The sequence below is a fragment of the Streptomyces sp. NPDC028711 genome, assembly GCF_055565415.1.
The window spans coordinates 131,707-146,945 of the sequence record NZ_JBVHUJ010000002.1 but is presented as its reverse complement, the minus strand read 5'-3'; the positions used below and the strand labels follow the sequence as shown (position 1 = coordinate 146,945).

The following is a 15,239-nucleotide window of genomic DNA, read 5'->3' as shown; positions in this document are numbered from 1 at the left end:
TCCGCGCAGGGCGCAACCCCTTGGGCAGGGGCACCGGAGGGTCGTAGCGTCCCGTCCATGACCAAGGGAAACGCGTTCGTGCTGGGTGGGACGGGACAGGTGGGACGGGCGGCCGTGCGGGCCCTCGTCGCGGACGGCTGGGAGGTGACGGCCGCCTCGCGGGGCGGTGTCAGGGACGAGAGGTGGCCGGACGAGGTCCGGTCGGTGCGGCTCGACCGCACGGAGGAGGGGGCGCTCGCGGCGGGGCTCGGCGACGGCTGTGACGTGCTCGTCGACATCGTCGCGTACGACGCGGGGCACGGCAGGCAGCTGACCGGTCTCGCCGGCCGGATCGGTTCGGCGGTGGTGGTGTCGAGCGGCGCCGTCTACGAGGACGAGCAGGGCCGCAGTTTCGACACCCAGGACCGGCCGGACGGCTTCCCCGCCTACCCGGTGCCGGTCCCGGAGGACTGGCGGACGGTCGCACCGGGCGACAGCTCGTACAGCACACGGAAGGTGGCCCTGGAGCGGGAGTTGCTCGGGGCGGGCGACGCGCTGCCGACGACGGTGCTGCGGGCGGGCGCCATCCACGGCCCGTACTGCCCGGGTCCGCGCGAGCTGTGGTTCGTGAAGCGGGTGCTCGACGGGCGGCCGGTGCGTCCGCTCGCGTACGGCGGTGCGTCGCGGTTCCACCCGGTCCACGTGGACAACCTGGCGGAGCTCGTACGGCTCGCGGCGGAGAACCCGGGCAGCCGGGTGCTCAACGGCGGTGACCCGGAGGCGCCGACGGTCGCGGAGATCGGGGCGGCGATCGACGCGGCCATGGGCGCGGTGAGCGAGACGGTGCTGATCGAGGGTGAGCCGGAGGGCACTGTGGGGCTGACCCCGTGGGCCTCCCCGCACCCCATCGTCTACGACATGACGGCGGCGGAGAGGGAGTTGGGGTACCGGCCGGTGGTGTCGTACGCGGAGTCGCTGCCGGAGACGGTCGCGTGGCTGGCCGGGCATCTGTCGGGACGGGAGTGGCGGGAGGCCTTCCCGAACCTCGCGAAGTACGGGGTGGACTTCTTCGACTACGCGGCGGAGGACGCCTGGCTGGCCGCCCGGCGGTGACGAACCGGACGAGGGGAGGGGCTGCCCGCCCCTCCCCTCGTCCGGCGGTGCGCTCGTTACGGCTGCGGGGTGGCGTGCGGGGCGCAGGTCTGGTCCCTGGCGTCCAGCTTCCCGGTCAGCAGATAGGCCTCGACCTTGCTGTTGAGGCAGGGGTTGACCAGGTTGGTGATGCCGTGCGAGCCGGCGTCCTTCTCCGTGATCAGGCGCGAGCCCTTGAACCGCTTGTGCAGTTCGACGGCGCCGGCGTACGGGGTGGCGGCGTCGCGCTCGGACTGGGTGATGAGCACCGGCGGCAGGCCCTTGCCGGTCCTGACCTCGGTCGGGCGCTGGCGCGGGGCGGACCAGGTGGCGCAGGGCAGGTTCATCCAGGCGTTGGCCCAGGTCATGAACGGGTACTGCTCGTGGAGCCGGGTGTTGTCCCGGTCCCACTTCTTCCAGCTGGTCGGCCAGGGCGCGTCGGCGCACTCGACCGCGGTGTAGACGGCGTTGCCGTTCTCCGAGGCGGCGTTGCCGGCCGTGTCGGTCGGGTCGGACGCGGCCGAGTCGATGAGCGGCTGCGGGTCGCCTGCGGCGTAGGCGCTCCAGGCCTCGGCCACGGGGGCCCACATGGAGTCGTAGTACGGGGCGTTCTGGAAGAAGCCGATGAGCTCGGCCGGGCCGACCTTGCCGCCGAGCGGCGCCTTCTTGGCGGCGGCGCGCAGGGTCTCCCACTGCTGCCTGACCTCCGCGTAGGTGTCGCCGAGGTGGTAGGTGGCGTCGTGCTGGGCGACCCAGGTCATCCAGTCCTCGAGCCGGCCCTCGAAGGCGATGTCCTGGTCGAGGTTGACCTCGTACCAGATCTTGCGCGTCGACGGGTTGACGACGCTGTCGAGGACCATGCGGCGGACGTGGCTCGGGAAGAGCGTGCCGTAGACGGCGCCGAGGTACGTGCCGTAGGAGACGCCGACGAAGTTGAGCTTCTTCTCGCCGAGAGCGGCGCGGATGACGTCGAGGTCGCGCGCGGTGTTGAGCGTGTTGATGTACGGCAGGATGTCGCCGCTCTTCTCCACGCAGCCCTGGGCGTACTCGGCGGCGAGCTTGCGCTGGGCGCGCTTGTCGGCCTCGCTGTCGGGGACCGGGTCGAGCTTGGGACCCTTGACGAACTCGGCCGGGTCGACGCAGGAGATGGGGGCCGACTTGCCGACACCGCGCGGGTCGAAGCCCACGAAGTCGTAGGCCTTGGCGGCGTTCGCCCAGATCGCGTTCTTGGTGGTGACCCGGCGCGGGAAGCGGAGGCCGGAGCCGCCGGGGCCGCCGGGGTTGTAGAGGAGCGCGCCCTGGCGCTCGGCGGGCGTGCCGGTGGCGTTGATCCGGTCGACCGCGATCTTGATCTTCTTGCCGTGGGGCTTCGCGTAGTCGACCGGGACGGAGACCCAGCCGCACTGGATCGGCTTCTCCAGGCCCCAGTCGGCCGGGCAGTCCTGCCAGTCGACGCCCGTCCGGGCGGCGTGCGCCGCGGCGACGGTGACGCCGATCGCCTCCGCGTCGCGCAGGTGACGGTCGCTGTCGGCGTTCGCTGCCGGGGCGGCGAGCGCGCCCACGACGAGCGTGCCCGCTATCAGAGTGCCGGCCGAGCCGAGCACTGCCTTACGTCCCACGTGTCCTCCCCCTGTGTGGCGCCGCCCCCCGTGGCGGCGCCGTGTGTTGGCTGTCCGGGGGATCCTTTCGTCCCGGAGGCTCCCGATGAAAGACCGAACACGTGTTTCTTTGCCGAACCAATAACCGGTGAACGGTGTACCGCTGAGCGGTGACCTCGGGACGGCTCCACCGAGGCCCCACAGAACCCGTCAGAACGGGGCGAGTTCGGACAGAGCGGAGTCGAGCAGGCGGCGCAGGGCGAGGGCGTCGGGGGCGACGGCGGTGGCGAGGGCGGCGGGACCCGCGAGCGGGGTGATGACCGCGTTCTCCCCCAGGAGCCGGGCTTCCACCGGCTTCTCCGCGAACGCCGGATCGACGACGAGGAGTTGTCCGGTGGCCCGGTGACCGCCGAGGACCGCGCCGCCGTCCCAGCCGCCGGGGGCGCCCGGCCCGAAGGCCAGCTCCTGGTCGAACAGGGGACGTCCGGCACGGCGGACGGTGAGGCGCGTGACGAGGGTGCCGGGCGGTTCGCCGTGGCGGCCGAGGATCTGCTCCTCGCGCAGGACGAGGCGTGCCGTGGGCGCGAGTTCGACGACGGTGCGCATCCGGAGGTCCGAGCCGCCGGCGGAGACCAGCTGCTCGGGCAGCCACCGCAGGACGCCCTCCTCGCCCACCGTGATCCGGACGTCGTACGCGGCGGGCTCGGCGCTCCGGCCCGGCAGGGCCAGGGTCGCGGCGGCCGAGTCGACCAGGAGCCGGGCCCCGTCCCGTACCTCCGTCTCCACGGCCAGCCGGTCGCCGCCGAGCGGGGCGCTCATCGCCCCGACGACGGTGACCCGGGTGTACGGTCCCGCGGCCCTGGTACGGCGCAGGGCGAGCGGCCCGTCGCTGACGAGGAGCGGCAGCCCGCCGTCGGCGGCGGCGGTGATCCGGGCGGTGGCGCGCAGGCTCACGCGGTCCATGCCCGGAGCTGGGCGCGGACCCAGTCGGCGACCGGGGCGACGCCGTTCTCGGCGCGCAGCGAGGTGAAGGCGACGGGCAGCTCGCCGCGCTGCTCCTTGGCGTCCCGGGCCATCCGCTCCAGGTCGGAGCCGACGTAGGGCGCGAGGTCGGTCTTGTTGATCACGAGGAGGTCGGCGGTGGTGACGCCGGGGCCGCCCTTGCGCGGGATGTCGTCGCCGCCGGCGACGTCGATGACGAAGATCTGGGCGTCGACGAGTCCCTTGGAGAAGGTGGCGGTGAGGTTGTCGCCGCCGGACTCGACGAGGATCAGGTCGAGCGGTCCGACCTCCTCCTCGAGCTCCTCGACGGCTTCGAGGTTGGCCGAGATGTCGTCGCGGATGGCCGTGTGCGGGCAGGCGCCGGTCTCGACGGCCTGGATGCGCTCGGGCGGCAGGACGGCGTTGCGGAGGAGGAACTCGGCGTCCTCGCGGGTGTAGATGTCGTTGGTGACGACGGCGAGGGAGAGGGTGTCGCGCAGCTCCCGGCAGAGGGCGGCGACGGTCGCGGTCTTGCCGGAGCCGACGGGGCCGCCGAGTCCGATGCGCAGGGCCCGGCGGGTGCCGTCGGGGCGGCGGGCATCGGCGGAGACGGCGCCGTGGTGGTCGTGGGTGTGGTCGAGGTGCATGGGGCGGCTCCTTGCGGATTACGCGGATTACGAGGCGAAGAGACGGACGGGCCAGGCCGCGTGCTGTTCGGCGGTGAGGTCGAGCAGCGGTGCGGAGGCCGCGGGGAGCGCGTCGACTCCGAGCCGGGCGGCGGCCGCGGCGCGCTCGGCGACCTCGTCCATCTCGGGCGCGAGGCGCGCGAGGACGGCCGTGGCCCGGTAGGGGTCGAGGCTGAGGAGGCGCACGGCGGCGGTGGCGGGGCCTCCGACCGCCTCGTACGCGACGCAGTGGGCGGCGTCCTCGGGGCCGAGCCCGGCGGCGCGGGCCGTGACGCCGAGGACGATGGGCTGATGGGCGCCGCGCGGGAACGCGGCCGCGAGCGCGTCGAGTTCGGGGCTCGGCCAGGTGGCGCGAGCGGCCCGCATCAGCTGGCGGCCGAGCCTGCGGGCGACGGCGCGCAGGGCGGGTGACGGGGTGCGGGCGTCGGCCGCCGCGTCGAGCTCGTACGGGTCGAGACCGAGCGCGGCGGCCGCGGCCAGCGCGGCGGAGGCGAGTCCCGTGGTGTGCAGGCGGCCCCGGCAGAAGGACTCCAGGTCGGCCGCGTCCTTGATGCGGCCGGCCCTGACGGCGGCCTCGGCGCCGCCGGAGTGGGCGTGCCCGCCGGCGGGGAAGCGCCCGTCGGCGAGGACGAGAAGGGCTGATCGTGAGGCCATCAGAAGAGGAAGTAGCGCTGGGCCATGGGCAGTTCGGCGGCGGGGGCGGGTTCGACCGCCTCGCCGTCGATCGTCACCGTGAAGGTGTCGGCGTCGACCTCGACCCGGGGCAGGGCGTCGTTCTCGCGCATGTCGGCCTTGGTGACCCGGCGGGTGGAGCCGATGGCGGCGAACTCCTTGTGGACGCCGAGCTTCCGGGGCAGGTCGTCCTCGATCGCCGCCTCGGCGACGAAGTTGACCGAGCCGGCCGCAGCGGCCCTGCCGAGCGCGCCGAACATCGGGCGGGGCAGGACCGGCTGGGGGGTGGGGATGGAGGCGTTGGCGTCGCCCATCTGCGCGTACGCGATCTGGCCGCCCTTGATGACGACGAGGGGTTTCACGCCGAAGAAGGCGGGCTCCCAGAGGACCAGGTCGGCGAGTTTGCCGGGCTCGACCGAGCCGATGAGGTGGTCCATGCCCTGGGCGACGGCCGGGTTGATCGTGTACTTGGCGACGTACCGGCGCGCCCGGTGATTGTCGGCGCGGCCGTCCCCGGGCAGGGCTCCGCGGCGCTTCTTCATCACGTGGGCGGTCTGCCAGGTGCGCATGATCACCTCCCCGATCCGGCCCATGGCCTGGGAGTCGGAGGAGATGATCGAGATCGCGCCCAGGTCGTGGAGGACGTCCTCGGCGGCGATGGTGGACGGCCGGATGCGGGACTCGGCGAAGGCGAGGTCCTCGGGGACGGCCGGGTTGAGGTGGTGGCAGACCATCAGCATGTCGAGGTGTTCCTCGATGGTGTTGACGGTGTGCGGCCGGGTCGGGTTGGTGGAGCTGGGCAGGACGTACGGCTCGGAGACCACGGTGATGATGTCGGGGGCGTGCCCGCCGCCGGCGCCCTCGGTGTGGTACGCGTGGACGGTGCGCCCGGCGATGGCGGCGAGGGTGTCGCCGACGAAGCCCGCCTCGTTCAGGGTGTCGGTGTGGATGGCGAGCTGGGCGCCGGTCTCCTCACAGACGGACAGGCAGGCGTCGATGACGGCCGGGGTCGCGCCCCAGTCCTCGTGGATCTTGAACCCGAGGGCGCCGCCCCGCAGTTGGGAGTGCATGGCCTCCCGGGACATGGTGTTGCCCTTGCCGAGCAGTCCGATGTTGACGGGGAAGGTGTCCAGGGCCTCGAACATCCGGGCCGTGTGCCAGGGGCCGGGCGTGACGGTGGTCGCCTTGGTGCCCTCGGCCGGTCCCGTACCGCCGCCGACGAGGGTGGTGACGCCGGTGGCGAGGGCCTGCTCGACGACGGTGGGCGAGATGAAGTGGACGTGGGCGTCGACGGCGCCCGCGGTGACGATCCTGCCGTTGCCGACGATGATCTCGGTCTCGGGACCGATGACGAGGTCGGGGTGGACGCCGTCCATGGTGTCGGGGTTCCCGGCCTTGCCGAGCGCGGTGATGCGGCCGTCACGGATGCCGATGTCGGCCTTGACGACGCCCCAGTGATCGATGATCACGGCGCCGGTGATCACGGTGTCCGGGGCGCCCTCGGCGCGGGTCGTGCGGGCCTGGCCCATGGACTCGCGGATGACCTTGCCGCCGCCGAAGACGGCCTCGTCGCCGGCTCGGCCGGGGCCGCCGCTGCGGTCCTCCTCGATCTCGACGAGGAGATCGGTGTCGGCGAGCCGGACGCGGTCGCCGGTGGTGGGGCCGAACAGGTCGGCGTAGACGGCGCGGTGGAGGTCAGGCATGGTCGCCGTCCTGGTCCTGTGGGGTGGCGTCGGTCAGGTCGAGGGGTCCGGCCGTCTCGCCGCGCAGGCCGGGCACGATCCGGCGGCCGGCGAGCGGCACGAGCTCGACCTCGACGGGGATGCCCGGTTCGAAGCGGACGGCCGTGCCGGCGGCGATGTGCAGCCGCTTCCCGCGCGCGGCGGCGCGGTCGAACTCCAGGCCGGGGTTGACCTCGGCGAAGTGGTAGTGGGAGCCGATCTGGACGGGCCGGTCGGCGGCGTTGAGCACGGTCAGGCGGGTGACGGGGCGCCCCTCGTTGAGGGCGACGGGGCCGTCCGCGTACAGGATCTCTCCGGGGATCATCGGCGGCGGCCCGTCAGACGATGGGGTCGTGGACGGTGACGAGCTTGGTGCCGTCCGGGAAGGTGGCCTCGACCTGGACGTCGTGGATCATCTCGGGGATGCCGTCCATGACCTCCTCGCGGGAGAGCACCTTGCGCCCTGAGGCCATCAGCTCGGCGACGGTACGGCCGTCACGGGCGCCCTCCAGGATGTGGGAGGTGAGGAGCGCGACGGCCTCGGGGTGGTTGAGCCGCACTCCTCTGGCCCGGCGCTTCTCGGCCACGTCCGCCGCCACATGGATGAGCAGGCGTTCCTGCTCGTGCGGGCTCAGTTGCACTCTTCCACCTCACAGTCGTCGTCCGGGACACCCGGACAGCTGCGGACCCTACCGACCGTCAACACGGTGTTGAGCTGCCGAGATGCGGCAGACGGTCAGACATTGCACGTTAGGGCGGAAGTTTTTCCGGCTCGTTAACTGGGGCTTTGCGTTTTCATGATGATCGGCAGGGACATGGACATGAGGCCGCGCAGCCCGTCCTCCAGGATGTCGAAGGACACGTCGCCGAAGAGTGCCTGCTGGGCGATGAAGCCCTGGGCGGTGGCGATGAGGGTGCGCGCCACGTGGTCGGCCGGGACGTCGGCGCTCAGGAGGCCGCTCTCGCGGTAGGCGACGACGAGCTCCCCCCAGGCCGCGCGCATCCCGTCGTAGCCCTCGGCGAGCGTCTTCGCCAGCTCCTCGTTGCGCAGGGTCTCGGTCCAGACCTGGATGATCAGGCGCGCGAAGGCCTGCCGGTCCGCGCCCGGGATCCGCTCCGCGAGGAAGAGCCGGAGCACGCCGCCGAGGAGGACGTCGGGGGTGGGCGGCGGCGTGGCCTTCGAGGCCTCCACGAAGGCCATGCGGATGCCGGCGAAGGCCTCGTCCGCGATGGCCGTGATCAGTTCGTCCTTGCCGTTGAAGTAGCGGTAGACCGCGCCCGCCGAGAGGCCCACCTCGCCGAGGACGTCCTGCATGGAGGTGGCGTGGAAGCCGTTGCGGGCGAAGCAGCGGGCCGCTCCGTCGAGGATCTGGCGCCGTCGGGCGTCGAGGTGTTCCTGGGAGACACGTGCCATGACCCTGAACTTAAAACGAATATTCATTCTTGACAACTTCCCGTAGGCGGCGGAAGGTGGGCCTCAGGAAAAACGAACGATCCTTCTCTATAGATCGGGAGGCCGCCATGCCCACCGTCACCGCCCGTTCCGGCGCCACCGCCCACTCCGGCACCACGGCCTTCACCGGCGCCGAGGGGCGCAGATTCGTCGCCGTCCTTGCGCTGATTCCGATCGTCGCCGCCCTCCTCCTCTGGACCTTCGCCTGGCCGGCCGCCCGCATCGCCCCGCGCGACCTTCCCATCGGCGTGGCCGGGCCGGCCGCGGCCGCGGAGGCCGTGGAGCGGGAGCTCGGCCGGCGCGAGGGCGCCTTCGAGATCCACCGTTACGAGGACGGCGCCGCGGCCCGCGCGGCCGTCCAGGACCGGGAGGTGTACGGCGCGGTGGTCATCACCCCGGGCGGTACGGAGCTGCTCACCGCCTCCGCCGCGAGCCCGGTCGTGGCCGGACTTCTGCGCGAGGCCGTGACCGCGCGGGCGCCGGGCGGCGCGGCCGTCGCCGTCACGGACGTGGTCGCGGCCCCCGCCGGGGACCCGCGGGGCGCGGTGCTCGGGGCGAGCCTGCTGCCCCTCGCCATCGTCGGGGCGGCCACCGGGGCCGCCACCGTTCTGCTCGGCCTGCGCGGCGTCCGCGCGATGGGAGCCCTGGTGGGCGCGGCGGCCCTCGCGGGGCTCACGGGCGCGGCCGTCGCCGGCAGCTGGCTCGGGGCGCTGGGCGGGAGCTGGTGGGCCGGAGCCGGGGTCCTCGGCCTGACCGTGCTCGCGATCGGCGCGACCTTCGCGGGACTCGCCGCCCTCCTGGGCAAGCCCGGCCTCGGGCTCGGAGCGGTGCTCACGATCCTGGCCGGCAACGCGTTCTCGGGGATGTCGAGCGCGCCGGAGCTGCTGCCGACCGGGATCGGCACGCTGGGCCAGTGGCTGCCGCCGGGCGCCGGGGGCGCGGCACTCCGCTCCGTCTCCTCCTTCGAGGGGGCAGCGGCCGGCGCTCCGCTCCTCGTCCTCACCCTCTGGGCGGTGGCGGGACTGACCGCGACCGCGCTCGGGACGCGGTCGGACCGACGGGGCCCGGATCCCGCACCGGTACCGGCCGGCTGAGTCCCGCCTCGAAGACGGCCGCGTGCCCCCGCCGTAGCGGACGGGGGCACGCGGCTTCTTCTTGTACGCCCCGAAGGGCGGGCGTCAGGGGGCGCCGTGCTCGCGGTGGCGGGCGGCGAGACCGAAACGGCCCTGTTCGCCGGCAGCGGAGTCGAGCGCGTGGAAGCCGGAGACGGAACTGATCACCTGCTCGTCGGCGGGCTTCTCCGCCGCTTCGAGTTCCTCCAGGTCAGCGGCGGACACCAGGGCCACGAGCGGCTTCCCGTGACGGGTGACGACGACGCGCTCCCCGCCGTACACGACGCGGTTGATGAGGTCGGCGAGCTCAGCCCGCGCTTGCGTCACCGGGATCTCGTAGGTCATGCTCCCCATCTTACGGCCTGTACGTCCTGTACATTTTTTACAGATGGAGGTGCCCGTCATGCACGCTCGCCACGTTCTGCCCGAGTTCACGGAGCGGACCAGCTTCGGAACCCGGACCCTCGACCCCTACTCCAAGCTCATCGAGTCCCGGATCGTCTTCCTCGGCACACCGATCGACGAGACGGCGGCCAACGACGTCATCGCCCAGCTCCTGTACCTGGACCACGCGGCACCCGGCCAGGACGTCTCGCTCTACATCAACTCCCCCGGCGGCTCGGTCAGCGCCATGACCGCGATCTACGACACGATGCGCTCGCTCCACTGCGACGTGGAGACCACCTGCCTCGGCCAGGCCGCGTCCACCGCCGCCCTCCTGCTCGCCGCCGGCACCCCGGGCAAGCGGATGATGCTCCCCGGCGCCCGGGTCACGCTCCGGCAGCCGGCGATGGAGGAGCCGCTGCGCGGGCAGCCGAGCGACCTCGACCTCCAGGCGCGCGAACTCCTCCGGCTCCGCTCCCTGATGGCCGGGATGCTCGCCGAGGACACGGGACAGGACCGGGAGCGGATCGACGCCGACCTCGACCGCCTCACCGTCCTGGACGCCCCGGCGGCCCTCGCGTACGGCCTGGTGGATCATGTGATCAGCAGCCGTCGCGCGGCCGCCGGCACCGCGGCGCGGTGAGCGCGCCGTGGTCCCCGAGCTGCCGCCGCTGCCCGCCCTGACGCGGGCCGAGGGTGAACTCGTCGACGCCTACCTCGAAGTCGTCGACCTCCTGGGGAAGATCAACCCATCCAGGGGCACGCATACTTATGGTGCGCTGCGCGCGGCACAGGCCCTGGTGGGGCGGGCGGAGGCGCTGCGCGAGGCCCTGACGCTCATGCATATACGGGGCGAGACCGAGGTCCACGCGGACACATTGGCGCGCGCCCTGCGGGTGTTGGACGGGGAGCGCAGGACCGGCCGGGTCACCGTCCCGGAGCCCCGGGTGAGTTGACATTCCGGCATGTCGTGTAGAGGTCCGTACGGCCGACGCGCGCCGCAGAATCACTCCCCCGTTCGGCTTAGTAGACGAGTCGACATATGTCCCGGGTGAGTTGCGCAGCAGGTGTACGCATCTGGCGGAATGGGGCGTTCCACCCCTGGTGCGGGGCTCGTTGACCATCCCTCCGAAGATCACGAAGGCGTCTTGTCCACCCGAACGGATCAGTCGTGAGGAGCCTCACATATCGCCGTTTCAGCTCGGATTTCGCCCCGGGTGTGGGTCAAGATCCCTGTCGACGACAAGCCCCCGCCGCCGCGGCGGGGCGGTCCGGGCGGACGCCGAGTCCTGCCGCTGTCCCGGACGTCTGGTCGACAGGATTGGTTCGGCAGGAGTGGAGGACCCGATTTTTACGGGGCGAACGCGCTGCTTCGGCAGCGGGGCCGTCCCTTGGGGTGAAGCCGCGCGAGCGGCCGGGCATCTTCGCCTGCCCGAACCCGACAGGTCATCCTTCACAGGCGGCTGACGAAGGGTTGCGCATGACCGCGCAGATGCACGTCCCGTCCCTGCTGTCCCGGGCCGGAGCCGTCTCGGCTCTCACCCTCGCCGCCGTCGGCGGCACGCTGCTCGCTCCAGGAGCGGCCTCGGAGGCACAGGCGGCCACCACGCACGCGAACAAGGCACTGAGCGTCGCCGCGGCCAAGAAGGGAGCCCCGTACCGGTACGGGAGCGCCGGACCCTCCAGGTTCGACTGCTCCGGTCTGACGCTCTACGCGTACAAGAAGGCGGGCAAGTCGCTGCCCCGCACCGCGCAGCAGCAGTACAACAAGACCCGGCACGTCTCCGCCTCCGGCAGGCAGAAGGGTGACCTGGTCTTCTTCCACTCCGGGGGGAGGGTCTACCACGTGGGCATCTACGCCGGCAGTGGCAAGATCTGGCACTCGCCCAAGACGGGCTCCTGGGTGAAGCTCGACAAGATCTGGTCGTCGAAGGTCTACTACGGCCGCGTTCGGTGAGCCGGCGGCCTTAGGGGTTGTCCCGCCGATCGGGATGGGCTCGCGGCGCCCGGTACCGCGCCGCGCCCGGTGAGCCGTCGGCGGTGACGGTCCGTTCGTGAGGGGGGCGGTGGCGCCGCCGTACCCCTCACCGCGCGTCAGAGGGGCCGGTCAGTGGCTGGCGACCGGGGCCGACGCCCACGGGAGGGTGATCCAGACCGTCTTGCCGCCGTCCGGGGTCGGGGTGACCGAGAGGCGGCCGCCCGCCTCCGCCGCGAGGACGCGGATGATGACCAGGCCGCGGCCGTTGTCCTGCTGGACCGCCGCCGGGAGGCGGCGGGGCCTGCGGGGGTCGCTGTCGGTGACACCGATGTGGAGCCGCTCCTCGCGCTCCAGACGGACGTCCACCGTGAAGGTGGGCGAGAGGCCGAGGGTGTGCAGGACGGCGTTGGTGGCCAGCTCGGAGACGATCAGGCGGATCGAGTCGGCGGTCTCCGCGGCGCCGTCCAGGCCCCAGCCAGTGAGGACGTCGGCGACGTACCGCCGGGCCGTGGGGACCGAGGCGGGGTCGCTCGGCAGCGTGACGGATGCTTCCTGATGGTCTGCCATGGCGACGCTGTCCCTTTCCCGCCGGAGCCGCTGCCCCGGATCGCGCTTCGCGTCAGAGTGCCACCGATCGTGCCGCGCCGGGCCGCGTTCCGCCAAGATATGTCCCCATCTGTCGCCCGAAGCGGTGAACTCTGCTGCCAGGAAACGTGTTTGGGCTGCGGGAGGCCCCGAAAGGGGGGCCTGCCCGTGCCCCGAGCTTCGAGCTCCGAGCCTCCGAGAGCTTCGAGGCTCCGAGCCGAAGCACTGCCCGGATGCCCGGGCCGGGGAACCTCGTCCGTCGGCCTGTCCGCCGCCTCGTCCGCCGCCTCCCGCGCCCTCACCCCCGCGCGAGCGCCGGCGCGGTCGCCAGGATCGTCTCCACCGCGCGCCCGATCTGCGCGTCCGTCAGATCGGCGCGTGCCGTGAGGCGCAGCCGCGAGATGCCGTCGGGTACGGACGGGGGCCGGAAGCAGCCGACGACCAGGCCCTGGTCCCTGCAGTCCGCCGCCCACCGCAGCGCCGCCTCGGGGGAGGGCGCCCGCACCGAGACGACGGCCGCGTCGGGCCGGGCCGCCGTGAGCCCCGCCCCGGTGAGCAGCCCGTGCAGTGTGGTGGCGACGGTACGGGCCCGTCCGGCGAGGCCCGGCTCGGCGACGAGCTGCCGGAGGCTCGCGAGCGCGCCGCCCGCGGCGGCCGGGGCGAGGCCGGTGTCGAAGATGAAGGTCCGGGCCGCGTTCACCAGGTGCTCGATCACCCGGGCCGGGCCGAGGACGGCACCGCCCTGGCTGCCGAGGGACTTGGACAGGGTCAGCGTGGCCACGACGTCCTCGTCGCCCGCGAGCCCGGCCTCGTGGAGCGCGCCCCGGCCGCCCTCGCCGAGGACGCCGAGGCCGTGGGCGTCGTCCACCACAAGTCCGGCGCCGTGCGCACGACAGGCCGCGGCGAGCTCCGGCAGCGGGGCCTTGTCGCCGTCGACGGAGAAGACGGAGTCGCTGACGACCAGGGCCCGCCGCCCCGGGTGCGCGTCGAGGGTCTTGCGTACGGCCTCGGGGTCGGTGTGCGGGACCACGGCCGTCTCGGCGCGCGCGAGACGGCAGCCGTCGACGATCGAGGCGTGGTTGGAGGCGTCCGACACGATCAGGGAGTCACGGCCGCCGAGCGCGGTGAGCGCGGCGAGGTTGGCCGTGTAGCCGGAGGAGAAGACGAGGGCCGCCTCGAAGCCGCAGAACTCGGCGAGTTCGCGCTCCAGCCGGGTGTGCAGCCGGGTGGTGCCGGTGACGAGCCGTGAGCCGGTGGAGCCCGCGCCCCAGCGCCTCGCGGCCTCGGCCGCCGCCTCGGTGACCTCGCTCCTGCGGGTGAGGCCGAGGTAGTCGTTGCTCGCCAGGTCGAGCAGCTCCGATTCGGCCGCCCGGGGGCGCAGCGACCGGACCAGACCGGCTTCCGCCCGGCGGCGCGCCTCGGCGTCAGTCCAGTCGAACGCGGTACGGCGCGGGCCCGCGGCCCGTGCGTCGTCGGCCTGTGGCATGCGGCGATCCTTTTGTAGGCAGCGCACAGACCCTAACCGGCGGATCCCGAGGTCGGGATGTGGTCATCCACACACCTCTATCCGGGGCGTTTGTTCGGTTCCTCCTTGGCCGGGGGGTGGGCGGTAGGCAAGGATCAGCGCTTATGGACCTGCTGAACACGCTGGTGGAGAAGGGGCTGCGGCGCGAGCTGCCGACCCGTGAAGAAGCGCTCGCCGTCCTGGCGACCTCCGACGACGAACTGCTCGATGTGGTGGCGGCGGCCGGCAAGGTGCGCCGCCAGTGGTTCGGGCGCCGGGTGAAGCTCAACTACCTGGTGAACCTGAAGTCCGGGCTGTGTCCCGAGGACTGCTCGTACTGCTCGCAGCGGCTCGGCTCCAAGGCCGAGATCCTCAAGTACACCTGGCTGAAGCCGGACGAGGCGTCCCAGGCCGCGGCGGCGGGTGTCGCGGGCGGCGCGAAGCGGGTCTGTCTGGTGGCGAGCGGGCGCGGTCCGACGGACCGGGACGTGGAGCGGGTCGGCAGGACGATCGAGGCCATCAAGGAGCAGAACGAGGGCGTCGAGGTGTGCGCCTGTCTCGGGCTGCTCTCCGACGGTCAGGCGGAGCGGCTGCGGGACGCCGGCGCCGACGCGTACAACCACAACCTCAACACGTCGGAGGCGACGTACGGGGGCATCACCAAGACCCACACCTACGCCGACCGGGTGGACACCGTGCAGAAGGCGCACGCCGCCGGTCTGTCGGCCTGTTCGGGTCTGATCGCGGGCATGGGCGAGTCGGACGAGGACCTGGTCGACGTCGTGTACGCGCTGCGCGAGCTGGACTCGGACTCGGTGCCGGTCAACTTCCTCATCCCCTTCGAGGGCACGCCGCTCGCCAAGGAGTGGAACCTCACCCCGCAGCGCTGTCTGCGGATCCTGGCGATGGTGCGGTTCGTCTGCCCCGACGTCGAGGTACGGATCGCGGGCGGCCGTGAGGTGCACCTGCGCTCGATGCAGCCGCTGGCGCTCAACATCGCGAACTCGATCTTCCTCGGCGACTACCTGACGAGCGAGGGCCAGGCCGGCCAGGCCGACCTGGACATGATCGCGGACGCGGGCTTCGAGGTGGAGGGCGCGGGCACGACCACGCTGCCGAAGCACCGCGCGGACGCGCTCGCGGAGGCCGCCGCCGCGACCGGCGGCTGTGGCTCCGCCGCGTCGGCGGGCTGCGGTTCGGCCGCGGAGCAGGCGGGGCGCACGGAGGAGGGCGCGGGCTGCGGCTCGCACTCCGGCGGCTGCGGCCCCTGCGGCGGACACGCGGGAGCGGAGACCGCGGCGACGGAGAGCGGGGCGGCGGAGAGCGCGGCCGCCGCGAACGGCGCCCGGACCGACCTCGTCGCCGTGCGCCGCAGGGGCGCGGGCACGGACCTGGCGCCGAACGCGTGACGCCGGTGCGCAACGACGAACTCATCGCCCTGGACCGGGCGCACGT

General features: G+C 72.9%; 17 protein-coding genes and 1 riboswitch. Of the genes, 6 read left to right on the top strand and 11 right to left on the bottom strand.

What is annotated here, in order from left to right; genetic code table 11:
* Window positions 1-57: 57 nt before the first annotated feature.
* Window positions 58-1,092, top strand: a complete 1,035-nt coding sequence (locus tag ACZ4VK_RS06515; RefSeq protein ID WP_468349152.1) for an NAD-dependent epimerase/dehydratase family protein — start codon at window positions 58-60, stop codon at window positions 1,090-1,092.
* A gap of 56 nt (window positions 1,093-1,148) precedes the next feature.
* Here ACZ4VK_RS06515 and ACZ4VK_RS06510 read toward each other — a convergent pair whose 3' ends face one another.
* The 8 genes from ACZ4VK_RS06510 to ACZ4VK_RS06475 form a co-directional block, all read right to left on the bottom strand.
* Complete coding sequence (locus ACZ4VK_RS06510) at window positions 1,149-2,729, bottom strand: alpha/beta hydrolase (protein WP_468349151.1); 1,581 nt, start codon at window positions 2,727-2,729, stop codon at window positions 1,149-1,151.
* Between the two features lie 189 nt (window positions 2,730-2,918).
* A complete protein-coding gene (locus ACZ4VK_RS06505; RefSeq protein WP_468350768.1) occupies window positions 2,919-3,662 on the bottom strand; it encodes an urease accessory protein UreD in 744 nt (247 codons plus the stop codon).
* On the bottom strand, window positions 3,659-4,336 hold the full coding sequence (ureG, locus tag ACZ4VK_RS06500) for an urease accessory protein UreG (RefSeq protein WP_468349149.1): 678 nt from the start codon (window positions 4,334-4,336) through the stop codon (window positions 3,659-3,661). The genes ACZ4VK_RS06505 and ureG overlap by 4 nt, the downstream gene beginning before the upstream one ends.
* Before the next feature lie 27 nt (window positions 4,337-4,363).
* Window positions 4,364-5,029 carry an urease accessory protein UreF gene (locus ACZ4VK_RS06495; RefSeq protein WP_468349147.1) on the bottom strand — a complete coding sequence of 222 codons (666 nt, stop codon included), beginning with the start codon at window positions 5,027-5,029 and terminating at the stop codon, window positions 4,364-4,366.
* Window positions 5,029-6,750 (bottom strand): urease subunit alpha, encoded by a 1,722-nt coding sequence (locus ACZ4VK_RS06490; protein ID WP_468349145.1) that lies wholly within the window; start codon window positions 6,748-6,750, stop codon window positions 5,029-5,031. The genes ACZ4VK_RS06495 and ACZ4VK_RS06490 overlap by 1 nt, the downstream gene beginning before the upstream one ends.
* Complete coding sequence (locus tag ACZ4VK_RS06485; protein ID WP_468349143.1) at window positions 6,743-7,093, bottom strand: urease subunit beta; 351 nt, start codon at window positions 7,091-7,093, stop codon at window positions 6,743-6,745. Before ACZ4VK_RS06485 ends, ACZ4VK_RS06490 begins: the two co-directional genes overlap by 8 nt.
* 13 nt (window positions 7,094-7,106) lie before the next feature.
* Entirely contained in the window at window positions 7,107-7,409 is a 303-nt protein-coding gene (locus tag ACZ4VK_RS06480) for an urease subunit gamma (RefSeq protein ID WP_030545977.1), read from the bottom strand.
* 134 nt (window positions 7,410-7,543) lie between these two features.
* The gene (locus ACZ4VK_RS06475; RefSeq protein WP_468349141.1) at window positions 7,544-8,182 is read right to left on the bottom strand and encodes a TetR/AcrR family transcriptional regulator; all 639 of its coding nucleotides are present in this window, start codon (window positions 8,180-8,182) and stop codon (window positions 7,544-7,546) included.
* 107 nt (window positions 8,183-8,289) lie between these two features.
* On the opposite strand from ACZ4VK_RS06475, the gene ACZ4VK_RS06470 reads away from it, so the two are divergent.
* On the top strand, window positions 8,290-9,315 hold the full coding sequence (locus ACZ4VK_RS06470; RefSeq protein ID WP_468349139.1) for an ABC transporter permease: 1,026 nt from the start codon (window positions 8,290-8,292) through the stop codon (window positions 9,313-9,315).
* Between the two features lie 84 nt (window positions 9,316-9,399).
* On the opposite strand, the gene ACZ4VK_RS06465 is transcribed toward ACZ4VK_RS06470, so the two are convergent.
* Complete coding sequence (locus ACZ4VK_RS06465) at window positions 9,400-9,678, bottom strand: type II toxin-antitoxin system Phd/YefM family antitoxin (protein ID WP_468349137.1); 279 nt, start codon at window positions 9,676-9,678, stop codon at window positions 9,400-9,402.
* A 58-nt stretch (window positions 9,679-9,736) separates the two neighbouring features.
* On the opposite strand from ACZ4VK_RS06465, the gene ACZ4VK_RS06460 reads away from it, so the two are divergent.
* The 3 genes from ACZ4VK_RS06460 to ACZ4VK_RS06450 all read left to right on the top strand — a co-directional run bounded on the left by ACZ4VK_RS06460 (window position 9,737) and on the right by ACZ4VK_RS06450 (window position 11,674).
* Entirely contained in the window at window positions 9,737-10,360 is a 624-nt protein-coding gene (locus ACZ4VK_RS06460) for an ATP-dependent Clp protease proteolytic subunit (RefSeq protein ID WP_468349135.1), read from the top strand.
* Window positions 10,361-10,367: 7 nt separating this feature from the next.
* A complete protein-coding gene (locus tag ACZ4VK_RS06455; protein WP_468349133.1) occupies window positions 10,368-10,673 on the top strand; it encodes a hypothetical protein in 306 nt (101 codons plus the stop codon).
* A gap of 390 nt (window positions 10,674-11,063) precedes the next feature.
* A riboswitch (cyclic di-AMP (ydaO/yuaA leader) is annotated at window positions 11,064-11,194 on the top strand.
* Between the two features lie 3 nt (window positions 11,195-11,197).
* A complete protein-coding gene (locus ACZ4VK_RS06450) occupies window positions 11,198-11,674 on the top strand; it encodes a C40 family peptidase (RefSeq protein ID WP_468349131.1) in 477 nt (158 codons plus the stop codon).
* 150 nt (window positions 11,675-11,824) lie between these two features.
* Here ACZ4VK_RS06450 and ACZ4VK_RS06445 read toward each other — a convergent pair whose 3' ends face one another.
* Together ACZ4VK_RS06445 and ACZ4VK_RS06440 are read right to left on the bottom strand one after the other, a co-directional pair.
* Entirely contained in the window at window positions 11,825-12,262 is a 438-nt protein-coding gene (locus ACZ4VK_RS06445; protein WP_468349129.1) for an ATP-binding protein, read from the bottom strand.
* A gap of 316 nt (window positions 12,263-12,578) precedes the next feature.
* Window positions 12,579-13,766: an 8-amino-7-oxononanoate synthase gene (locus ACZ4VK_RS06440; protein WP_468349127.1), complete on the bottom strand. Its 1,188-nt coding sequence runs from the start codon at window positions 13,764-13,766 to the stop codon at window positions 12,579-12,581.
* A gap of 143 nt (window positions 13,767-13,909) precedes the next feature.
* Between ACZ4VK_RS06440 and bioB the strand changes: the two genes are divergently transcribed.
* Window positions 13,910-15,193 (top strand): biotin synthase BioB, encoded by a 1,284-nt coding sequence (bioB, locus tag ACZ4VK_RS06435; RefSeq protein WP_468349125.1) that lies wholly within the window; start codon window positions 13,910-13,912, stop codon window positions 15,191-15,193.
* The last annotated feature ends 46 nt before the right edge of the window (window positions 15,194-15,239 follow it).